The 21,471-nt window shown below is 65.9% G+C and carries 15 protein-coding genes; 11 read left to right on the forward strand and 4 right to left on the reverse strand.

From position 1 onward, the window contains the following. Positions 1-162 precede the first annotated feature (162 nt). Together ON062_RS09680 and ON062_RS09685 are read left to right on the forward strand one after the other, a co-directional pair. The gene (locus ON062_RS09680) at positions 163-1,995 is read left to right on the forward strand and encodes a glycosyl transferase (RefSeq protein ID WP_274646926.1); all 1,833 of its coding nucleotides are present in this window, start codon (positions 163-165) and stop codon (positions 1,993-1,995) included. After that, positions 1,992-2,960 carry a tetratricopeptide repeat protein gene (locus ON062_RS09685; RefSeq protein ID WP_274646927.1) on the forward strand — a complete coding sequence of 323 codons (969 nt, stop codon included), beginning with the start codon at positions 1,992-1,994 and terminating at the stop codon, positions 2,958-2,960. The genes ON062_RS09680 and ON062_RS09685 overlap by 4 nt, the downstream gene beginning before the upstream one ends. Before the next feature lie 43 nt (positions 2,961-3,003). Here the strand turns inward: ON062_RS09685 and glgB are convergent, their stop codons facing one another. From glgB to glgX, 3 genes are all read right to left on the reverse strand, one after another. Beyond that, positions 3,004-5,166 carry a 1,4-alpha-glucan branching protein GlgB gene (gene glgB, locus ON062_RS09690; RefSeq protein ID WP_274646928.1) on the reverse strand — a complete coding sequence of 721 codons (2,163 nt, stop codon included), beginning with the start codon at positions 5,164-5,166 and terminating at the stop codon, positions 3,004-3,006. Continuing rightward, positions 5,163-7,244 (reverse strand): alpha-1,4-glucan--maltose-1-phosphate maltosyltransferase, encoded by a 2,082-nt coding sequence (locus ON062_RS09695; protein WP_274646929.1) that lies wholly within the window; start codon positions 7,242-7,244, stop codon positions 5,163-5,165. The genes glgB and ON062_RS09695 overlap by 4 nt, the downstream gene beginning before the upstream one ends. Before the next feature lie 71 nt (positions 7,245-7,315). After that, positions 7,316-9,415: a glycogen debranching protein GlgX gene (gene glgX / locus ON062_RS09700; RefSeq protein ID WP_274646930.1), complete on the reverse strand. Its 2,100-nt coding sequence runs from the start codon at positions 9,413-9,415 to the stop codon at positions 7,316-7,318. 57 nt (positions 9,416-9,472) lie between these two features. Between glgX and ON062_RS09705 the strand changes: the two genes are divergently transcribed. Genes ON062_RS09705 through ligA form a run of 3 tightly spaced genes read left to right on the forward strand, consistent with a single transcriptional unit; the run spans position 9,473 to position 14,091 of the window. Next, positions 9,473-10,660, forward strand: a complete 1,188-nt coding sequence (locus ON062_RS09705; protein WP_274646931.1) for a cysteine desulfurase family protein — start codon at positions 9,473-9,475, stop codon at positions 10,658-10,660. Positions 10,661-10,669: 9 nt separating this feature from the next. Next, positions 10,670-11,767, forward strand: coding sequence for a tRNA 2-thiouridine(34) synthase MnmA (mnmA, locus tag ON062_RS09710; RefSeq protein WP_274646932.1), 1,098 nt, complete (start codon positions 10,670-10,672; stop codon positions 11,765-11,767). Between the two features lie 29 nt (positions 11,768-11,796). After that, on the forward strand, positions 11,797-14,091 hold the full coding sequence (gene ligA / locus ON062_RS09715; protein WP_274646933.1) for an NAD-dependent DNA ligase LigA: 2,295 nt from the start codon (positions 11,797-11,799) through the stop codon (positions 14,089-14,091). Here the strand turns inward: ligA and ON062_RS09720 are convergent. Next, the gene (locus ON062_RS09720) at positions 14,081-15,769 is read right to left on the reverse strand and encodes a long-chain-fatty-acid--CoA ligase (RefSeq protein WP_274646934.1); all 1,689 of its coding nucleotides are present in this window, start codon (positions 15,767-15,769) and stop codon (positions 14,081-14,083) included. The two genes, ligA and ON062_RS09720, sit on opposite strands and share 11 nt — an antisense overlap. 68 nt (positions 15,770-15,837) lie before the next feature. Between ON062_RS09720 and gatC the strand changes: the two genes are divergently transcribed. The 6 genes from gatC (at position 15,838) to ON062_RS09750 (ending at position 21,470) form a co-directional block, all read left to right on the forward strand. Continuing rightward, positions 15,838-16,137, forward strand: coding sequence for an Asp-tRNA(Asn)/Glu-tRNA(Gln) amidotransferase subunit GatC (gene gatC, locus ON062_RS09725; RefSeq protein ID WP_274646935.1), 300 nt, complete (start codon positions 15,838-15,840; stop codon positions 16,135-16,137). A gap of 8 nt (positions 16,138-16,145) precedes the next feature. Next, positions 16,146-17,669 (forward strand): Asp-tRNA(Asn)/Glu-tRNA(Gln) amidotransferase subunit GatA, encoded by a 1,524-nt coding sequence (gene gatA, locus ON062_RS09730; protein WP_274646936.1) that lies wholly within the window; start codon positions 16,146-16,148, stop codon positions 17,667-17,669. Next, complete coding sequence (gatB, locus tag ON062_RS09735; RefSeq protein WP_274646937.1) at positions 17,669-19,183, forward strand: Asp-tRNA(Asn)/Glu-tRNA(Gln) amidotransferase subunit GatB; 1,515 nt, start codon at positions 17,669-17,671, stop codon at positions 19,181-19,183. Before gatA ends, gatB begins: the two co-directional genes overlap by 1 nt. A gap of 92 nt (positions 19,184-19,275) precedes the next feature. Beyond that, on the forward strand, positions 19,276-20,556 hold the full coding sequence (dinB, locus tag ON062_RS09740) for a DNA polymerase IV (protein ID WP_274646938.1): 1,281 nt from the start codon (positions 19,276-19,278) through the stop codon (positions 20,554-20,556). A 25-nt stretch (positions 20,557-20,581) separates the two neighbouring features. Continuing rightward, complete coding sequence (locus tag ON062_RS09745; RefSeq protein ID WP_274646939.1) at positions 20,582-20,902, forward strand: hypothetical protein; 321 nt, start codon at positions 20,582-20,584, stop codon at positions 20,900-20,902. Positions 20,903-20,945: 43 nt separating this feature from the next. Further along, on the forward strand, positions 20,946-21,470 hold the full coding sequence (locus tag ON062_RS09750; RefSeq protein WP_274646940.1) for a hypothetical protein: 525 nt from the start codon (positions 20,946-20,948) through the stop codon (positions 21,468-21,470). The last annotated feature ends 1 nt before the right edge of the window (position 21,471 follow it).

The raw sequence follows: 21,471 nt of genomic DNA on the forward strand, positions 1-21,471 counted from the left end.
CTCGACGGCTGATCATGCATCTAGAAGTCAGGATACGCATCGAAGACGCTCAGGCGTGGCCGTGTCGGCTTTGCGGCGCCTTTCAGGTGCGATTCGCTAGTCTGAAACGTCGAGTCGGAGGTGCTCCTGCCTGCGAACCGGCTTCGGAAAGGTGTTTTCTTCGTGCGTTTCGTATGGGCTGTGGCAGCATTCGTGCTGGCGACGGTGCTGATCGTCGCAGGCATCGCCCAGCGAACGGTGTTCCAGGGTCCCCCGACCCAGACCGCATCCATCGAGGTGGAGGAGCCAGCGCCGTACGTCGTCATCGACGGCGCGGTGTTCAATTCCCTCCCCGGTGCGCAGACGTTGCGTGCTCACGCAGACGGTGACATTCTCGCGGCCTATGGGCGCACCGCTGACATGGATGCGTGGATGGCCGATGCCACGTACAACCAGGTTTCGTTGACCGATGACGGGACCATCGAGACCACGTTGGTGGAGCCTGAGCCGGCGGTGATTGACGAAGAGTCAGAGGATGCCGCCGCCGAGGAAGACGCGGCGGAGGACTCTGAGCTGGCGCCCGGGCGCAATCCTGCGGGTTCCGATCTGTGGCTAGACGAGTTCCAACAAAGTGATCTGCTGATCGCGTCGATGCAGGTGCCCGCCGATATGAGCGTCCTGGTGGCGATGGACGGGACCACCCCCGCGCCGACGGACATTTCGGTGTCGTGGCCCATCGACAACTCGACGCCGTTGGCGGGGCCACTCATAGCCTTGGGCGGCGTTCTGATGGCGGTGGGCGTTTTCCTCTACATTCTGGGCATCCAGCATGTGCGGCGCTCCCGCGGACCGCGACGCAAGGGACTCCCGCTCCCGGTGACTGAGCCGATTGCGGTGGGTGCCTTGGGCGACGAGGGCAAGGGCGTGATCAGCTCCACCCCGACCAGGAAGAGCATCACCCGCGGTCGCAGAGCATTCGCCGTCCTCCCCGTTGTCGCTGTTTCCGCACTGTTGTTCACCGGATGCGCCCCTGACGTCTGGCCGCAGTTCACCGCGGAGCCGACGCCGACACCGACGGCCACGATTGTCGCCCCCGAGGGCCAACAGGCGCCCGCCGTGACCAAAGCACAGGCCGAGCGCATTCTGACGAAGGTGGCGGCGACGATCTCCGAAGCCGACGAGGCGCTTGACGATGACCTCGCGGCGACACGCATGAGCGGCCCGGCACTGGCCACACGTGACACGAACTACACCCTGCGGGATGCACTGGACGACGTAGCGTCGCCCGACCCGATCCTCAGCAAGCCGTTGGAGATTGTGTTGCCGCAGGCGTACGACCTGTGGCCGCGCTCGTTCATGGCCGTCGTCGATGACGAAGCGAGCAAGATCGCGACAATCATGGTGCTCACGCAGGACGACCCCTGGGCCGACTACAGGCTGTCGACCGTGGGTCGACTCGAAGCCTCTACGTCGCTTCCCGCCCTCGCTCCCGCGTACATTGGAGCCCCTCAGGTTCAGCCGGATTCTCCGTTCTTGATCCTTCCTCCGGAGTCGCTCGCAACGGCCTATGCGGATGTCATCAACAACGGTGAAGACAGCGAGTACTACGGACTCTTCGACGAGGAGACGGACGTGCTCCGCGCACAGATCGACGAAGAGCGCGCAGCCCGCCTCAAGGAGTTCAACGAGACGGCCACGAACACGGGCGAGCTCACGTTCTCAACACGAGCGGGCGACGACCCGCCGTTCGCGCTCGCCACGCTCGAGAGCGGTGCAATCGTGGCGGTCACTATCGTCGAGTCCGATAACGTGAAGCCGACCGATGATGATGCCGTGATCAAGCTCGAGAAAAACCCGCAGGTCGAAGAGTTGGCGGGGGTGGACGAGTCGCAGACAGGGTTCACGACCGACTACCTTGATCAGGTGTTCTTCTACGTGCCCGGGCAGGGCTCGACGGAGAAGATCCGTCTTCTCGGATTCAGCAGTGACATTCTCGGCGCAAAGGTGATCAAGTGACAGACCCCCTGAACACGGCGACGCTTCGCGGCGCCGTGGATCTCTCCTCTCTCCGCAACCGCCCCGCGACACCGGCAGCCGGGGGGTCCTCTCCGGCAGCCCCAGCACACGCGGGCTCTCAGGCCTCGCCCGACGGGGGAGCGCCCGCGCTCGTATTCGACGTCACAGATGAGACGTTCCCTCAGGTGATGGAACTGTCGCGGAACGTACCGATCGTGATCGATCTCTGGGCGGAATGGTGCGGCCCGTGCAAGCAACTCAGCCCGGTGATAGAGAAGGTTGTCAACGAGCTCGGCGGGCGCGTGGTGCTCGCCAAGGTCGACGTGGACGCCAACCCGCAGCTTGCTCAGGCGTTCCGTGCGCAGTCGATCCCGATGGTGGTCGGACTGCTCGCCGGTCAGCCGGTTCCGCTATTCAACGGCGCGGTGCCGGAGCAGCAGGTGCGTGATGTGTTCGCACAGTTCCTGCAACTCGCCGCCCAGCACGGTGTCACCGGAACGATGCCAGTGGACGGCGCGCCGAGCGAGGACGCCGAGCCTCAGGAACCAGCGTTGCCGCCGCTGCACGCCGAGGCGTTCGCCGCGATCGAGGAGGGCGACTATCCGCGTGCCATGGCCGCGTACGAGGCTGCTCTGGCGGAGGACCCTCGCGACGCGGATGCGCGAGCGGGGCTCGGTCAGGTTCGGCTCCTCCAGCGCGTGCAACAGCTCGACCTCACCGAGGCCCGCGCAGCGGCAGCCGCCGCACCCGGCGACATCGATGCACAGTTCGACGTGGCAGATCTCGACATCGCCGGTGGCCACGTAGACGACGCGTTCGAACGGTTGCTCGATCTCTTCGCCGGGCTCCCCGGTGAGGAGCGTCCGCGCGTGCGTGAGCGCCTGCTCGAGCTGTTCGGGCTCGTGGGCGACGCCGACTCCCGCGTGGTGCGGGCACGCGGGAGTCTGTCGTCCCTCCTCTTCTGAGCGAGACATCCCGCACTCGTTCGACGGGCTGGTGGGGTGTGGATCAGCCCCGTGTCGGGGACGGGATGTGCGCTGGCGACCGGTGGTGTAGCCACAGCACTCCCAGTGGCGGCACCGTGAGGTGAGCGATACCGTCAGCGTCGGCATGCACCATTCCCAGGTTTCCCACGCCTGAACCGCCGAATGACTCGGCATCCGAATTGAGAATCTCGTGCCACGCACCCGGCTCGGGCAACGCGAGCGTGAGGCGATTGATGGGGTTTCCCGCGAAGTTGCATACGACCACCACGGTGTTGCCGTGCCAGTCCCGGCGCGCGAACGCGATCACGTTCGGATTCCACTCCGGTGCGCCCAGCCGCGTGAACGCGGCACCGTCGCTGTCGCGCGCCCACAGCGGCGCGTGCTCGCGATACGTGGCATTCATGGTGGCGACGAAAGCATGCAACTGTGCGTGGGCCGGCTGCTCCAGCATCCACCAATCCAGTGATCTCTGTTCAGACCACTCCGCCATCTGCCCGAACTCCTGGCCCATGAACAGCAGCTTCTTGCCGGGGTGGCCCCACATGTACGCGAGGTACGCGCGAACGTTCGCGAGTTTCTGCCAGTGGTCGCCGGGCATGCGTCCGATCAGGCTGCCTTTGCCGTGCACGACTTCGTCGTGGCTGATCGGGAGGATGTAGTTCTCGCTGAAGGCGTACACGAACGAGAAGGACAATTCACCTTCGTGGTGCGACCGGTACATCGGGTCACGCTTGATGTACTCGAGCGAGTCGTTCATCCAGCCCATGTTCCACTTGAATCCGAACCCGAGTCCGGCGTGGTCTGTGGGGGCAGTCACCCCGGGGAAGCTGGTCGACTCTTCGGCGATCATGGCGATACCGGGGAACCGCTTGTAGCTCGTGGCGTTCACCTCTTGCAGGAACTGGATCGCTTCGAGGTTTTCGCGCCCGCCGTGGATGTTCGGTTCCCACTCGCCGGCTTCGCGAGAGTAGTCGAGGTACAGCATCGACGCGACCGCGTCGACGCGCAGCCCGTCGACATGAAACTGATCGAACCAGTAGAGGGCGTTTGCGACCAGGAAGTTGCGCACCTCGTTGCGCCCGTAGTCGAAGATGTACGTGCCCCAATCGCGGTGTTCTCCGCGTCGCGGGTCGGGATGCTCGTACAGGGCCTGTCCGTCGAACCGGCCCAATGCGAACGAGTCCTTGGGGAAGTGCCCGGGCACCCAGTCCATGACGACGCCGATGCCGGCTTGGTGGAGTCGGTCGATGAGGTAGCGCAGATCGTCGGGGGAGCCGAACCTGCTCGTGGGTGCGTAGTAGCCGGAGACCTGATACCCCCAGGAACCGCCGAACGGATGCTCAGAGAGAGGCAGGAATTCGACGTGAGTGAAGCCCTGTGCGGTGACGTACTCGATCAGGGGGTCGGCCGCGTCTCGGTAACCCAGCCCTGCGCGCCATGAGCCCAGGTGCAGCTCATAGATCGACATGGGGGCGCTCAGAGGCGTCTGCTTGGTGCGGTGTGTGAGCCAGGCGTCGTCCGACCAACGGTAGGCGCTCTCGGTCACTACGGAGGCCGTGCCGGGAGGAACTTCGGCTGCGCGGGCCATCGGATCGGCCTTCATGATCCACGCACCGGAGGTGGTCAGGATCTCGAACTTGTATGTCGACCCCTCAGTGACGCCCGGGGCGAACAACTCCCAGACTCCGCTGCGGCCCATCGAGCGCATGGCATGGCTCTGGCCGTCCCACGAGTTGAAATCCCCGACCACCCTGACTGCACGCGCATGGGGTGCCCATACGGTGAACGCTGTGCCGCGAGTGCCGTCCAGCTCGCGCACGTGGGCGCCGAGTGCCTGCCACAGCTCTTCGTGGCGGCCCTCGCCGATCAGGTGCAGGTCGAGCTCGCCGATGGTGGGAGCGAAGCGATACGCCTCGTCCGCGGTGTGGCTCGAGCCATCGTCATACGTTGCGGTCACGGTGTAGGCGCTCGGTTCGCCCGCGTGGGAGCCTTCCCAGATCCCCGCGCGCACATGCTCCATCGGGGCGCGGCTGCCATCGCGAAAGACCGCGGTGACGCTTCGGGCCAACGGGCGGCGAGCGCGCACGACCCAATGGTCTCCCTCATGGTGCAACCCGAGGACTGCGTGCGGATCGTGGTGGGAGCCCGCGGCGACAGCGTCGAGGAGATCAGGCGAGAGGGTCATGCGCGTGTCCTGACGTGAAGGATGTGTACGGGTTCATGGAAGGCGTCCAGGCGGACGAAGTTGTGGTCGGCCCATGTCCACACCGCGCCGGTGAGTAGATCGTGGACGTCGAACGCGTCGCCGGGGGTCACTCCCCAGACTCGAGTGTCGAGGTGGACCATGGTTTCGCGTACCGAGTGCGGATCGGTGTTGACGACGATGATCAGCGTGTCGGCCTGACCCGTGGGGGAGAACTCCGCCGCGAGGTGCTTCGAGTAGACCAGAATCGCGTCGTCATCGCTCCAGTGCATCGAGACGTTGCGTAGTTGGCGGAGAGCAGGATGCTCGCGCCGAATCTCGTTGAGCCTGCGCAGGTACGGCGCTAACGAGTCGCCCGCGGCCTCCGCCGCGGCGAAGTCGCGTGTCTTGTACTCGTACTTCTCGTTGTCGATGTTCTCTTCGGCGCCCGGTCGCGCGACGTTCTCGTAGAGCTCGTACCCTGCGTACACCCCGTAGACGGGAGCCGCCGTCGCGGCGATGGCTGCGCGAATGCGGTAGGCAGGGCGACCGCCGAACTGCAGATACTCGGTGAGGATGTCCGGCGTGTTGACGAAGAGATTCGGGCGCAGGAAGTCGGCGGTGTTCGTGCTGATGTCGGTCAGAAACTCTTCGAGTTGCTCTTTGGTGTTGCGCCACGTGAAGTACGTGTAGCTCTGCTGGAATCCCGCTGCCGCAAGTGACTGCATCACCGCCGGGCGCGTGAACGCCTCGGCAAGGAAGATCACGTCGGGGTTCTCGGCGGTGACGGTCGCGATGAGCCACTCCCAGAACTGCAGGGGCTTGGTGTGGGGATTGTCGACCCGGAAGATCGAGACGCCCTGCGCGATCCAGTGGCGCACGATACGCAGAACTTCGACCCGAATGCCTTCTGGATCGTTGTCGAAATTGATCGGGTAGATGTCTTGGTACTTCTTCGGCGGGTTCTCCGCATAGGCGATGCTGCCGTCGGGAAGGGTCGTGAACCACTCGGGGTGCGCACTCACCCACGGATGATCTGGTGCGGCCTGTAGCGCAAGATCGAGGGCAATCTCCAGGCCCTCGGCACGCGCGGCCCGCACGAAGGCACGGAAGTCTGCGAGCGTGCCGAGGTCCGGGTGCACGGCATCGTGCCCACCGGCCGCCGAGCCGATCGCCCACGGCGAGCCGGGGTCGCCGGGGCCCGGAGTGAGGGTGTTGTTCGGTCCCTTGCGGTTGATCGTGCCGATGGGGTGAATCGGCGGGAGGTACACGACATCGAAGCCCATGGCGGCAACCTCGGGGAGCCGCTTCATCGCCGTGCGAAACGTCCCGCTCTTGATGCGGCCGTCCTTGAAGCGCCGCGCGCCTTCGGACCGTGGGAAGAATTCGTACCAGGCGCCCACGCCCGCGCGCTCACGTTCGACGAGGAGTTTCCGGTCATCGCCGATGCTCGTGAGCGACATGAGCGGGCGCTCACGGAAGCTCTGCGTCAGCGCGGGCGCCTCGACAAGGGCCAGGACATCGGAAATCTCCGTGTCAGCGTCGCGCAGCGTCTCGGCCGCCGCGGTGAGCATGCGCCGGTCTGCGGTGGGGCGCGTGCGTTCCTTCGCCGCACGATCGCACAGCCTCGCGCCGGATTCCCGCATGACGTCCACATCGACGCCCGCGGCGATCTTGATGTGGGCGGCATGCTGCCATGTCGCGAAGTCGTCTGCGAAGGACTCGAATCGGAATCGCCAGGTGCCGGTCTCATGAAGAGCGACCTCGGTCCGCCACCGATCGAATCCGTCGCGCAGCGGCCGCATGCGGTGGAGAGACTCCACGCCCGTGGGGGAAGTCAGGCGCAGATGGACCCCAATGAGGTCGTGGCCCTCGCGGAAGGCCGTGACGGTGAACGGCACGACCTCCCCAGCGAACGCGGTGGGGGCGTAGTCACCCCAGGGAACAGTGGGCGTCTCGTGCGTGAGCGGGATGCGCTGTGCAGCGGTGTCTCGCTCGGGCTGCCAGGGCAGTGCCGGTCGGAGCGGAATCTGCGTCGTGCTGCGACACGAGGGGGCGGGGGAGAGCTTGTTGCTAGCCACGTGTCGAACTTATCGCGATTGCTCACGCGCGTCGCCTACGCCGCGCGCACGGCAGTGACCTGGCACGTCGATCACTCCACTCGGAACAGTCGCATTGACGTGCCAGGAACGGCGAGGACGTCGCCCGGCAAGGAAGGATCACCGGAATTCGACGGTGACTCTCTGTCGCTGGACCACAGCGGGACAAACCGCGTTGCATCCTCGAGCATGGGCAGCGTTACGTCGATCGGGGTCTCGCTGCCGTGAACGATGAGCAGGATGCGATTGGGGTCTTCGAACTCGGGTGTGGATGCCGCGACGTACTGCAGAGTGCGGTGGGTCGGCGATGTCCAACGGTCAGCAGACATCGTCTCGCCGCGCTCGTCGTACCACTCCATGATCGACGCGGAGGGCGTGTGCTCTTCCAATCGAGCGAAGCGCGTGGGACGCAACGCGGGATTCTCTTGGCGCAGGCGGATGAGCGTCTGCACGTGCGCGAACAGTTCTTTCTGCCAGGGCGCGTGATCCCATGACAGCCACGTCAGTGCGGAGTCGTGGCAGTAGGCGTTGTTGTTACCGCGTTGAGTCCTGCCGAACTCGTCTCCCGCCGTCAGCATGGGAACCCCGGCCGAGAGGAGAAGTGTGCCGAGCAGGTTTCGCATCGCCTTGCGGCGCGTCGCGAGGATGCGCTGATCGTCCGTGGGACCTTCGGCGCCGTGGTTGAAAGAACGATTGGTGTCGGCGCCGTCCCGATTCTGCTCGCCGTTGCTGAGATTGTGTTTGACGTCGTACGACACCAGATCGCGCAGCGTGAAGCCGTCGTGGGCGGTGATGAAGTTGACGCTTGCGATCGGCCCGCGTTCTTGGCTGAAGGTGTTCGAGGAGCCCGCCAAACGCGTGGCGAAGCCGCCCACTCCCACGGGAGATGTCGATGCCCGCCGGGCGTAGTCGACGTCGCTCAACCAGAAGTTGCGGACACGGTCGCGGTACCGATCGTTCCACTCGTGCCAGCCGTCGCCGAAGTTGCCGGTCTGCCATCCGCCCATGCCGATGTCCCAGGGTTCGGAGATTTTCTTGACCCCCGCCAACGCCGGGTCGTCGATAATCGCGCGTAGCAGGGGGTGATCGGGAGTGAAGGTGTGTGCACCGTCGCGCCCGAGCGTCGCCGCGAGGTCGAAGCGGAAGCCGTCGACCTGCACATCGTTGGCCCAGTAGCGCAGCGAATCGAGGATCAGCCGGGCCGCGGCATCCGTCGAAGTATTCACAGAGTTGCCGCAGCCGGTCACATCAATGTAGGCGCCGTCTTCTTGCTGGCGATAGTACGAGCGGTTGTCCAGTCCGCGCAGCGATGTGCGTGGGCCGCCGATGCCCTCTTCCGACGTGTGGTTGTACACCACGTCGAGAATCACCTCGAGCCCCGCCTGGTGCAGCAGCTTTACCATGCCCTTGAACTCGCGCAGCACGGCATCCGGCCCCTGCATTCGAGACTCGGCCGTCGCATAGAGATCATGCGGAGTGAAGAAATTGAGGGTGTTGTACCCCCAGTAATTGGCGAGGCCATGTTGCAGGAGGCGTGGCTCGGTGACGAACGCGTGCACGGGTAGCAGCTCGATCGTGGTCACACCGAGCGCGTGGAAGTGCTCGATCATGGCCGGATGGGCAAGACCCGCGTAGGTGCCGTGGAGCGCCGCGGGGACGTCGGGATGACGCTTCGTCATGCCCTTGAGGTGCCCCTCGTAGATCACCGTGCGGTCCATCGGGATCGCAGGCTTGCGCACGTCGCCCCAATCGAATTGGTCATCCACGGCGACTGATCGCCACTCGCCGTGGCCGCTGGAGATCAAACCACGCGCATACGGGTCGATCAGCAGCGAGTTGTTGTTGAACACGTTGCCAGGGCCGTGCGGGCCGTCTGCGCGGACGGCGTACCGTGCGCCCGGTTTCAGCAACGGCGTCGTGCCCTGCCACACGCCCGAACCTGCGGGCTCCATGGTCACGGTGTCGACGATCCAGTCCAGATCGGAATCATCGAAGATCACCAGTTCCACCTCGCTGGCGTGAGCGGACCAGACGCGCAGTGTTCCGCTGCCATCGCTATAGGTCACGCCCAATCGATCGAGCGCGGGATCGAGCAGTCCGGGTGAATTCTCGGGAGCAGCGGGAGCGGCTGCAGGGGCCTTCGGGCTGGGCATGCGATCTACAGTAGTAACGCCGAGAGTCCATCGCGTTACGACAGGGCGGAGGAATCCATGCGTCACTACCTCGACCATGCGGCGACGACCCCCTTGCGCCCAGAATCCCGCGACGAGTGGCTGCGCGTCGCGTCGAACGTCGGGAATCCCTCGTCGATCCACGAGAGCGGCCAGGCGGCGCGGCGCGAACTCGAAGACGCGCGCGAGCGCCTCGCGGCCACTCTGGACTGCGACCCCATCGAGGTCGTGCTGACGTCGGGCGGCACCGAAGCGGTGAACCTCGCGCTCAAAGGGCTGTGGTGGGCGAGAGACCCGGGGAGCGACAGCATCGTGCTGCCCGACGGCGAGCATCACGCAACGCTGGACGCGGTCGAGTGGCTACGCACGCGAGAGCAGGCCGACGTCCGCCCCGTCGCATTGGACGAGGTCGGGCGCATCCGCGAAGCGGCGTTTGTTGATGCGCTCGAGTCGGCGGCGTGTGCGACGGCGCTCGCCGCGAACAACGAGGTCGGTACGGTCAACGATGTCGCCGGCTTGGCCGGGCGCGCCGCGAGCTCGGGTGTGCCCCTGCACATCGACGCGATCGCCGCGTTTGGGCACGTGCCCGTGTCGTTTCGTGGGTGGCGTGGTGACGCGCGCGCACACGACGGATTGGTGGCGATGAGCGTTTCGGCTCACAAAATCGGCGGACCGGCCGGCACAGGTGCGCTGGTCGTTTCTCGACACGCGCGCCTCACGCCCCTTCTGCACGGTGGGGGTCAGCAGCGCGGGCTTCGTGCGGGAACACAGGATGCCGCCGGGGCGGCCGCCTTCGCGGTTGCCGCGGAACTTGCCGTGGCTGAACGCGAGGCCGAGGCCGAGCGACTGAGGGGCCTGCGTGAGCGCATGGTCGCGGCGCTGCGCGAGCGTGTCGACGGGATCGAGATGCTCGGCGACCCGCACGCTCGCATTCCCGGAAACGTGCATCTGTGGATTCCCGGAGCGCTGGGCGAGACGTTGCTGTTTTTGTTGGACCAGGCCCAGGTCTCGGTGTCGACGGGGTCGGCGTGCCAAGCCGGCGTGCCGGAGCCTTCGCACGTGGTGATGGCACTGGGAAGAGACGATGCGCAGGCGCGTCAGGTGCTGCGCGTGTCGCTCGGTGTCACGTCGACCGACGATGATGTGGATGCGTTCGTCGCTGCGCTGCCTGCCGCCGTAGAGCGTGCGCGCGCGGCATCCGGCCCCCGTCCAGGCGTGCGCTCGTAGACTGGGCTGATGCGAGTTCTGGCGGCGATGAGCGGTGGGGTCGACTCGGCTGTGGCTGCGGCCCGAGCTGTCGACGCAGGTCATGAGGTAGTCGGCGTACACCTGGCACTGTCTCGTGCGGGCGGCACGCTGCGAACCGGGAGCCGCGGATGTTGCACCATCGAAGACGCGATGGATGCTCGTCGTGCGGCTGACCTACTGGGCATTCCGTTCTACGTGTGGGACTTCTCCGAGCGCTTTCGCGAAGACGTCATCGACGACTTCATCAGTGAGTATCGCGCGGGGCGCACGCCGAACCCGTGCATGCGCTGCAACGAGAAGATCAAGTTCGCCGCACTCCTCGAGCGCGCGATCGAGCTCGGATTCGATGCCGTGTGCACTGGTCACTATGCGAGCTTGGTCGACGGCCCCCAGGGGCTTGAACTGCATCGGGCATCGGATGCTGCGAAGGACCAGTCGTATGTGCTGGGCGTTCTTGACGCGCAGCAGCTTGCGCACACCTACTTTCCGCTCGGAGACACCCCTTCGAAGGCCCTGGTGCGCGCGGAGGCGGCGGAGCGTGGCCTGACGGTGGCGCAGAAGCCCGACAGCCATGACATTTGCTTCATCCCCGACGGGGATACCAAGGGGTGGCTGGCTGAGAAGGTCGGCACCGCCAGCGGTGACATCGTCGACCGATCTGGGACGGTCGTCGGCGCACACGAGGGCGCTCACTCGTACACCGTCGGTCAGCGGCGCGGGCTCGCGCTCGGCGTGCCGGCGGCAGATGGTAAGCCTCGCTTCGTTCTCGAGGTCCGGCCGGTGACGAACACCGTGGTTGTCGGCCCGAAAGAGGCTCTCGCCATCGGAGAGATCGCCGGGTCGCGCTTCACCTGGGCCGGGCGTGCCCCCGAGCAGGCGGCGTTCGACTGCGAGGTGCAGATTCGCGCGCACGCCGACCCTGTTCCGGCGCGCGCCACGCTGGCGGACGGAACCATCACGGTGGTGCCCGCAGAGCCGTTCGAGGGTGTTGCGCCCGGGCAGACGGCCGTGATCTACGACGGCACGCGAGTGATGGGTCAGTTCACGATTGACCACACGGTTTCGGCGGTCCCGCAGCCCGCGTGAATGTCGGTGGCCACTCCTAGACTGAGAGTGTGACAGAGCCCGACGCGCTTCCCTCAGATTTCGACACGGCACGCGACGAGGCGGATGCCATTCGCGAACGGGTCGACCGGTATCGGACCACCTACTATTCCGAGGGCTCGAGCCTGGTCAGTGACGCGGAGTATGACGCCGAGATCCGTCGGTTGGAGGCGTTGGAGGCCCGGTTTCCCGAGCTGGTCACGCAAGACAGTCCGACCCAGCAGGTCGGTGCCGAGATCGTCTCGGCGGGTTTTCCGCCGCATGAGCACGCCGAACGCATGCTCAGCCTCGACAACGTGTTCAGCCTCGACGAACTTCGCGACTGGGCGGCGAAGACCCAGGCATCGGCGGGGCGAGCGGTCCGTTGGTTGAGCGAACTCAAGATCGACGGTCTTGCCATCAGCCTTGCGTATCGTGACGGCGTTCTTGAAACCGCGACGACCCGCGGCGACGGACGTGTGGGCGAAGACATCACCGAGAACGTCGACCTCATCCCCGCGATCCCGCGTCGGCTCACGGGAGATGGCATTCCCGAGTTCTTCGAGGTGCGGGGCGAGGTGTTCCTGAGCAGGGAGGACTTCGACGCGCTCAACAAACGCCAACATGCGCTGCAAGCCGAATTCCTCGCCGACCAGGTAGCGCGCGGACGGGACGCCGCCTCGGTGCCCACACGGTTCCCCGAGTTCGCCAACGCCCGCAACACGGCGGCCGGAAGCATCCGACAGCGCGCCGAGAACAAGACCCCGCAACAACTCGATCTGATGCGGGATCGCCTGGGCAGGCTTGCGCTCTACGTGCACGGCATCGGGGCATGGGAGAACCCACCCCTCGCCAATCAGTCTGAGATCTACGCTCTCCTGTCGGGGTGGGGGCTACCCGTGTCACCGCACTCGCGCGTCTTCGACACGATCGACGGTGTGGCCGAGTTCGTCGCTGAACGCGGCGAACATCGCCACGATGTCGACCACGAGATCGACGGCATCGTCGTAAAAGTCGACGACCTCGCGCTCCACGCGGAAATGGGGGCCACCAGTCGTGCGCCGCGCTGGGCGATCGCGTACAAGTACCCGCCGGAAGAGGTCTACACCACGCTGCTCGACATCGTCGTCGGCGTGGGGCGAACAGGGCGAGCCACGCCCTACGCGGTGATGGAACCGACCAAAGTGGCCGGCTCTACTGTGCGACAAGCGACGCTCCACAATCAGCAGGTCGTCAAGGCGAAGGGCGTCCTCATCGGCGATACCGTCGTGCTGCGCAAAGCGGGCGACGTCATCCCCGAAATCCTCGGAGCGGTAGTGGAACGCAGGGACGGGACGGAACGTGCATGGCGGATGCCGGAGCGGTGCCCCGAATGCGCGACGCCGCTCCGCCCGATGAAGGACGGCGATATCGACCTGCGTTGCCCCAACGCGCGGACGTGTCCCGCGCAGGTACGTGGCCGAGTCGAGCACATCGGCTCACGCGGGGGACTCGACATCGAGGCGCTCGGCGAGGTTACGGCGGCAGCGCTCACGCAGCCCGCGTCCCCCGCGGCACCCCCGCTCCCTACCGAAGCGCGGCTGTTCGAGTTGAAAATCGAAGAGCTTGTTCCGATCGAAGTCGTCGTTCGCGATGCCGAGACCGGTCTGCCAAAGGAAGACGACACGGGCGCAACCAAGATGCGGGCCCCCTTCCGACGAAACCCCACGGCCGCCGAAAAGAAGGACGGCACCACGGGCCCGCAGCCTTCGAGTCTTGCCGTCAAGCTCCTTGCTGAACTCGAACGCGCCAAGACGAAAGAGCTATGGCGTCTGCTCGTCTCGTTGAACATCCGTCACGTGGGGCCCGTGGCCGCGCGTGCGCTGGCGCAGTGGTTCGGATCGCTGGAGGCGATTCGGGCAGCCGACCGTGATCAGCTGGCCGAGGTCGAAGGTGTGGGGGGAATCATCGCCGACTCCGTTGTCGAGTGGTTCGAGGTGGATTGGCACGATGAGATTGTGACGCGCTGGGCCGCCGCGGGCGTCCAGTGGGCGACACCGGGGCATCCAGGTCCAGGCGCGGCAACCTCGGGTGGGGGTGTCCTGGACGGTCTCACGGTGGTGGCGACGGGGTCGCTGGACGGCTACACCCGTGAGGGCGCTCAGGAGGCGATCCTGCGTGCCGGTGGCAAAGCGGCATCCAGCGTTTCCAAGAAGACCGACTTCGTCGCAGCCGGGCCCGGGGCCGGCTCAAAGCTTGCCAAAGCCGAAGAGCTGGGCCTGCGCATCATCGATGCGGCCCAGTTCCATCTGCTGGTAACCGAGGGGCCCGAGGCCCTCAACGCGTGAGCAACTGCTCACGCACCTGGCGGCGCAGAACCTTTCCGATGAGGGATTTCGGCAGTTCGTCGACGATGAACACCCGGCGGGGCACTTTGTAAGGCGTCAGAATTCCCCGTGTGAACTCGCGGATCGCCTCGACGTCGGGTTCCGCGTCGCGCGCAAGGACGATGGCTGCCACGACTTCCTCACCCGAATGGCCACTCGGCAGGCCGACGACGGCGGCGTCTTCGACGGAGGGATGCTGGCGCAAGGCGATTTCGACTTCGGTGGGCGCCACGTTGAATCCGCCCGTGATGATGAGTTCCTTGATGCGATCCACGATGCGGACGAATCCGTGCTCGTCGATCTGCACGATGTCGCCCGTGCGGAACCAGCCGTCCACGAAGACTTTCTCGGTCTCCTCGGGCTTGCCGTAGTACCCAGAAAAGACCTGAGGCCCGCGGACGACGAGCTCGCCGCGTTCTCCGGGCGGAACGTCGCGCGTGAGATCGTCCGGATCAACGACGCGGCACTCGGTGCCAGGCAACGGCAACCCGACCGTGCCCGGGACGCGGTTGTCGGCAACCGGGTTGGCCATGAGGACCGGTGAGCACTCGCTCAGTCCGTAGCCCTCCACGAGGAAGCCACCCGTCGCTTCTTCGAAAGGCACAACCAGCTCGTGGGGAAGTGCCATCGCTCCCGAGATCGCGACCTCAGTACCAGCAAGCGACACACCCTGCTCCGCGGCGGCTGCAAGCAACCGTTCGGCGATGGGTGGCACCAACGGCAAGAAGGTGGCCGGATGCTTCTTCGTCACCGCCAGTACAAGGTCGGGATCGAACTTCGGGAACAACACCAGCCGCGCGCCCATCGACATCGCGAAGGTGAGGCACAGAGTGAGACCGTACGCGTGGAACATCGGGAGGACGGCATAGACCACACAGCCGGTGCCTCGCGTGATCGAAGGTACCCACGCCTGCGCCTGCGCGGCGTTCGACAGCAGATTCCGGTGTGTGAGGGCGGCACCCTTGGGCGTGCCGGTCGTACCGCTCGTGTACTGGATCAACGCCAGGTCGTCCGTTGCGGGGCGAGGGTGCGACGCTGCGAGCGGTTCAGCCCGCATTACTGTGTGCCACGTGACGGTGGAATCCACCCGTTCCGTGAGCGCGCTGCGTGCCTCGCGCGCCTTCGCGACCGGGAGTTTGAGCGCCAGTTGAGTCGTGACGGGCATCGCGTGAGTGACATCAACCGAGATGATCGTCGGCACGGTGAGATCGGCCGGGAAGTTCTGGATCGTCTTCACGCCCTTCGTCCACACGATAGCGACCTTTGCGCCGTGATCCTCGAACTGCTTGCGCATCTCGCGGGGTGTGTACAACGGGTTGTGCTCGATGACGACGGCACCCAAGCGGAGGATGGCGTAGAACGCGACGATGTGCTGCGGGCAATTGGGCAGCACGAGGGCCACGGGGTCACCGGCGCGTACGCCGAGGGCGCGCAAGCCGGCTGCGGCGCGCTCGATCTGGGCGTGCAGTGAACGATACGTCGTTTCGCGGCCAAAGAACTGCAGCGCCGGGGCGTCCGGATAGTCGCGGGCTGAGGCGTCAACGATATCGACGAGAGATCCCGCGACCGGCGGGAGATCCTCCGGAACTCCCTCGGCGTAGCTGGCGGTCCATGGGCGCGGAGGATCGTACGTCGTCACCCGTTCATCCTAGGCCCGTTGATTCCCCGTGCCCATGGGCGTCGAGTGAGAGCGCCTAGACTTGACGGGTGTCTGAAATCACCCCTGAACTCGTGCGCCACCTCGGTGTGCTCGCCCGGATCCAGTTGAGCGACGACGAGGTCGGTAGCCTCACGGGACAGCTCGATGCGATCGTCGACAACATCGCGAAGGTATCGGAGGTGGCCACCCCTGACGTCGTCGCGACGAGCCACCCGATCCCGATGCAGAACGTGTTCCGCCCCGACGAGGTCGGAGATCTGCTCACCACGGCGCAGGTGTTGCAGAATGCGCCGGATGCCGCCGACGGCCGCTTCCGGGTGACCGCCATTCTGGGTGAAGAGCAGTAGGAGTTCGCATGACAGATACGACTCGAATCAGCGCCGCAGCCCTGGCCGACCTTCTTGCAGGCGGAGAGGTCTCCAGCGTCGAGGCCACGCAGGCGCACCTTGACCGCATTGCGGCGGTGGACGGTGACATCCACGCATTCCTGCACGTGAGCGACCACGCCCTTGACGTCGCGGCCGACATCGACCGTCGTCGCGCGGCGGGCGAGGAGCTGGGCCCGATTGCGGGGGTGCCCCTCGCGATCAAGGACGTGCTCGTGACAACGGACATGCCTTCCACGAGCGGCTCGAAGATCCTCGAAGGGTACATGTCGCCGTACGACGCGACGGTCGTGGCGCGTGCGCGGGCCGCCGGTCTGGTGCCCCTCGGCAAGACCAACATGGACGAATTCGCCATGGGGTCCTCCACGGAGTACTCGGCCTATGGCCCGACGCGAAACCCGTGGGACCTGGACCGCATTCCTGGTGGCTCGGGTGGTGGTTCCGCCGCCGCGGTAGCCGCTTTCGAAGCGCCGCTCGCGCTCGGCTCCGACACCGGTGGGTCGATTCGTCAGCCCGCGCACGTCACAGGCACCGTGGGTCTCAAGCCCACATACGGCGGGGTGAGTCGATACGGTGCGATTGCCCTGGCATCCAGCCTCGACCAAGTCGGTCCCGTCTCGCGAACCGTGCTCGACTCGGCGCTCTTGCACGACGTGATCGGGGGCTTCGATCCGCACGATGCGACATCGATCGACCGCGAATGGCCGTCGTTCGCCGCCGCCGCCCGCGAGGGAGCGCGCGGTGACGTGCTGAAGGGGCTTCGCGTGGGCGTCGTCCGGGAGCTGCCTGACTCGGGCTTTCAGCCGGGAGTCTCGGCATCCTTCCGCGCGTCGCTTGCTGCGATGGAGGCACAGGGTGCAGAGATCGTCGAGGTCAGCGCGCCGCACTTCGAGTACGGGGTGGCTGCTTACTACCTGATCCTGCCGGCGGAAGCGTCCAGCAACCTGGCGAAGTTCGACTCGGTGCGCTTCGGTATGCGGGTTGATGTTCCCGGCGGCACCGTGGAAGACGTGATGGCAGCGACCCGCGACGCGGGATTCGGGCCCGAAGTGAAACGTCGAATCATTCTTGGCACCTACGCGCTTTCGGCCGGATACTACGACGCGTACTACGGCTCGGCACAAAAGGTGCGCACGCTCATCCAGCAGGACTTCGCCGCGGCGTTTGCCGATGTCGATGTGATCGTGACGCCGTCGGCGCCGACTACCGCCTTCCGGATCGGTGAGAAGATCGACGATCCGCTGCAGATGTATCTCAACGACCTCACCACGATTCCTGCGAACCTTGCAGGGGTGCCGGGCATCTCGATTCCCTCGGGTCTTGCCGAGGATGACGGCCTGCCCGTCGGCATTCAGTTCCTCGCGCCCGCCTACGAGGACGCGCGCCTGTACCGTGTCGGCGCGGCGCTGGAGGCCTTGCTGGTCGATGCGTGGGGCGGACCGCTCTTGGACCGCGCACCCGCGCTCGTTGCCCGTGAAGGGGGTGCCTTCTGATGGCGAAGGACAAGTTGATGGACTTCGACGCGGCGCTTGAGATGTTCGAGCCTGTGCTCGGCTTCGAGGTGCACGTCGAACTCAACACGCGCACCAAGATGTTCTCCGGCGCGGCCAACCCCGCGCATGCGGACCACCATGGCGCCGAGCCGAACACGCTCGTCGCGCCGGTCGACATGGGGTTGCCCGGCTCACTGCCGACGGTGAACGCTGAAGCAGTCAAGTATTCGATCAGCCTGGGACTTGCCCTCGGATGCTCGATTGCGCCGTCAAGTCGTTTCGCGCGCAAGAACTACTTTTACCCCGACCTTGGGAAGAACTATCAGATCTCGCAATACGACGAGCCGATCGCCTTCGAAGGCAGCATCGAGGTTGAGCTCTCCGACGGCGAGGTCGTCACGGTTCCGATCGAGCGCGCGCACATGGAAGAGGACGCCGGAAAGCTCACTCACGTGGGTGGCTCGACGGGCCGCATCCAGGGTGCCGAGTACTCACTCGTGGATTACAACCGAGCCGGGGTGCCGCTGGTCGAGATCGTGACCAAGCCGATTTTCGGGGCGGAGCATCGCGCGCCTGAAATCGCGAAGGCATACGTTGCCACGATTCGTGACATCGTCCTCTCCCTCGGAATCTCCGAGGCGCGTCTTGAACGCGGCAACCTTCGATGCGACGCGAACGTGTCGTTGCGCCCGCGCGGGCAGGAGAAGCTCGGGACACGCACCGAGACGAAGAACGTGAACTCGATGCGGTCGGTCGAGCGTGCCGTGCGTTACGAGATCCAGCGGCAGGCCGCGATCCTGGCCGCCGGTGGCACGATCACGCAAGAAACGCGCCACTGGCACGAAGACACGGGCAGTACGTCACCGGGACGGCCGAAGTCGGATGCTGATGACTACCGATACTTCCCAGAGCCGGATCTGCTGCCCGTCGCGCCGTCGACCGAGCTGATCGAGCAGTTGCGCGCGGCACTTCCGGAGCCCCCGGCCGCGCGCCGCCGCCGGTTGAAGACGGAGTGGGGATTCACCGATCTCGAGTTCCAGGACGTCGCAAATGGCGGTCTGCTGGTCGAGGTCGAAGAGACGATCGCGGCCGGGGCCGCACCCGCCGCCGCACGCAAGTGGTGGACGGGCGAAATCACGCGCCTGGCCAATGCGGACGGGCGCGAACCCGGTGAACTCGTGACGCCAACTGACGTCGCCGCGCTGCAAGCACTCGTGGACGCGGGCACCCTCACGGACAAGCTCGCACGTCAGGTGCTTGAGGGAGTGATTGCGGGCGAGGGAACTCCACAGGAAGTTGTCGACGCTCGCGGACTGGCGGTTGTGTCGGATGACGGAGCACTGCTCGCGGCGATCGACGACGCACTGGCTGCGCAGCCGGACGTGCTCGAAAAGATTCGAGACGGCAAGGTTCAAGCGGCCGGCGCAATCATCGGCGCCGTGATGAAGGCGATGCGCGGCCAGGCAGACGCCGCACGCGTCCGCGAACTGATCATCGAACGCGCTGCACAGTAGATTCGGACTCGTGGCGGGGTCGCCCTGCGTACCTCGCCACGAGGCCCTCCGCCGGTCGCGTCGATGTCTGAGGTGCGGGGGAGAATAGGCGCATGGGACGTGGGGACGGCAGCGGTCGCATCGTGTCGCCAGATGGCGCAGACGATGAAGGCACCGGCATCCTCCACGTCGATATGGACGCGTTCTATGCGAGCGTTGAGCAAGTCGACGACCCCTCGTTGATCGGCAAGGCCATCATCATCGGCGCGCCCGAGAGTCGCTCCGTTGTCTCGAGCGCCTCATATGAAGCACGTCGCTACGGGGTGCGTGCTGCTATGCCCGTGGGGCAGGCGCTGCGCCTCTGCCCGCACGCGATCGTCGTCGCGCCTCACTTCGATCGGTACCTTGCGTTCTCCTCGCAGGTCATGGACATCTTCCGCGACATCACACCGTTGGTGGAACCGCTGTCGATCGACGAAGCATTCCTAGACGTGCGCGGCGCGCGACGGCTGTGGGGCAGTCCACGCGAGATTGCCGTGGGGTTGCGGCGGCGGGTGCACGAAGAGACCGGCCTCACTTGCAGCATCGGGGTGGCCGCGACGAAGCACGTCGCCAAGATGGCCTCCACGCTGAGCAAGCCGGACGGGTTGCTAGTGATCGCGGAGCGCGACACCGCAGCTTTCCTCGAGCCGCGACCGGTGCGGGCGCTGTGGGGCGTCGGGCCCAAGGCGGCGGAGGCGCTGGAGCGGCGTGGTATCCATACGGTGCGGGATATCCTCGACACTCCGCACTCATCGTTGGAACGCGCGGTCGGGGCGGCGATGGCGTCTCGGTTGGAGCAGCTGTGCCGAGGGATCGACGCGCGCAGCGTCGAGACGGAGCGTGCGGAGAAGAGCATCGGTCACGAAGAGACGTTCCTCGAAGACATCGCCGACGACATTGTTCTCCGCACAGAACTGCGGCGGCTCGCGGACCGGGTCGGTGCACGGCTTCGCGACGGCGGATGGGAAGCGCAGGCCGTCGCCGTGAAGGTGCGCTTCGCGGACTTCTCCACCGTCTCGCGCTCACGCGTCCTCGCAGAGCCCACGGCTGTGGGGCAACGGATCGGGGATGCCGCGCACGACCTGTTCGGGTCGCTTGAACGGCTGTTGCCCGTGCGGCTGATCGGTGTGCGGGCTGAACGACTTCAGCCGGCGGGTGCCGCGCCCTTGGCCCTGTGGGACGAGGACGCGGAGTGGCGCCGGGTCGAAGGCGCAGTGGACGATGCGACGGCGCGGTTCGGGCGGGGTGTCGTCACTCGAGCGGCCCTCCTTGGCACCGGTCGTTCGGGGGGCTCGCTGCCGTCTAACCCACGCCCGCCTCGAGGCGGCGGCGAGGCCGGGACTGGGCAGTAAGGCGCTCGAGCGGTAGCGTGGCTTCATGCCCAACATCGCTTTGGAACTCGGCAAGCAGACCGCCTCGCTCGGCGTGCACAGCATTTACGGTGAGCAGGTGGACGTGGACGGTGTGCGCATGATCCCGGTGGCGCTCGCCTGCAGCGGGTTTGGGGGAGGCGAAGACACCGAGGGCAACGGCGGTGGCGGCGCGGGAGGATGGGCTGTGCCGATCGGCGCATACATTCGCCGCGGGGACGACATTCGCTTCGAACCCAACATCATCTCCCTTCTGGCGGTGGCGATTCCGTTCATTTTTGTTGCCGGGCGCACGTTCTCACGTGTCATCCGCACCCTCAAAAAGTAGTGACGACCCCGTCGGTGCCGCCATTGCGCGCGCGGCGCGGGGGGTGTTGGACGCTATCGGTGAGTTGGGCGCCACGAACCCAGCGGTCATTATCGACGGTCGCAGCGGCGCGGCGAAGTCCACGCTGGCGCGACTGCTCGTCGCGCGCTGGCCGCAGGCCGGACGGGTGCAGCTTGTCGCACTTGACTCCTTGTACCCCGGGTGGGATGGGCTCGCCGAAGGTGTAGCCGTCGCGCGGGAGCACGTTCTCCGACCGCACGCGCGGGGACTGATCGGTGTGTGGCAGAGATGGGACTGGGAACGTGCCGAACCTGCCGAAGCACACGCCGTCGACCCATCCCTGCCGTTGATTGTCGAAGGAGTCGGCATCCTCACCCCGGAGACGGCACGGCTCGCCGACGTTCGAGTGTGGCTTGAATCGCCAGCGACATCTCGCCGTGAGCGTGCGTTGCGTCGTGACGGAGAAACGTATCGCCCTTACTGGGAGCGCTGGGCGCGGCAAGAGGCCCGCCATGTCGCGCAAAATGATCCGAGCGCGTTGGCGTCGCTCGTGTTCGCAATTCCGTAGC

The organism is Microbacterium sp. C7(2022) (genome assembly GCF_028823665.1).
GTDB lineage: Bacteria > Actinomycetota > Actinomycetes > Actinomycetales > Microbacteriaceae > Microbacterium.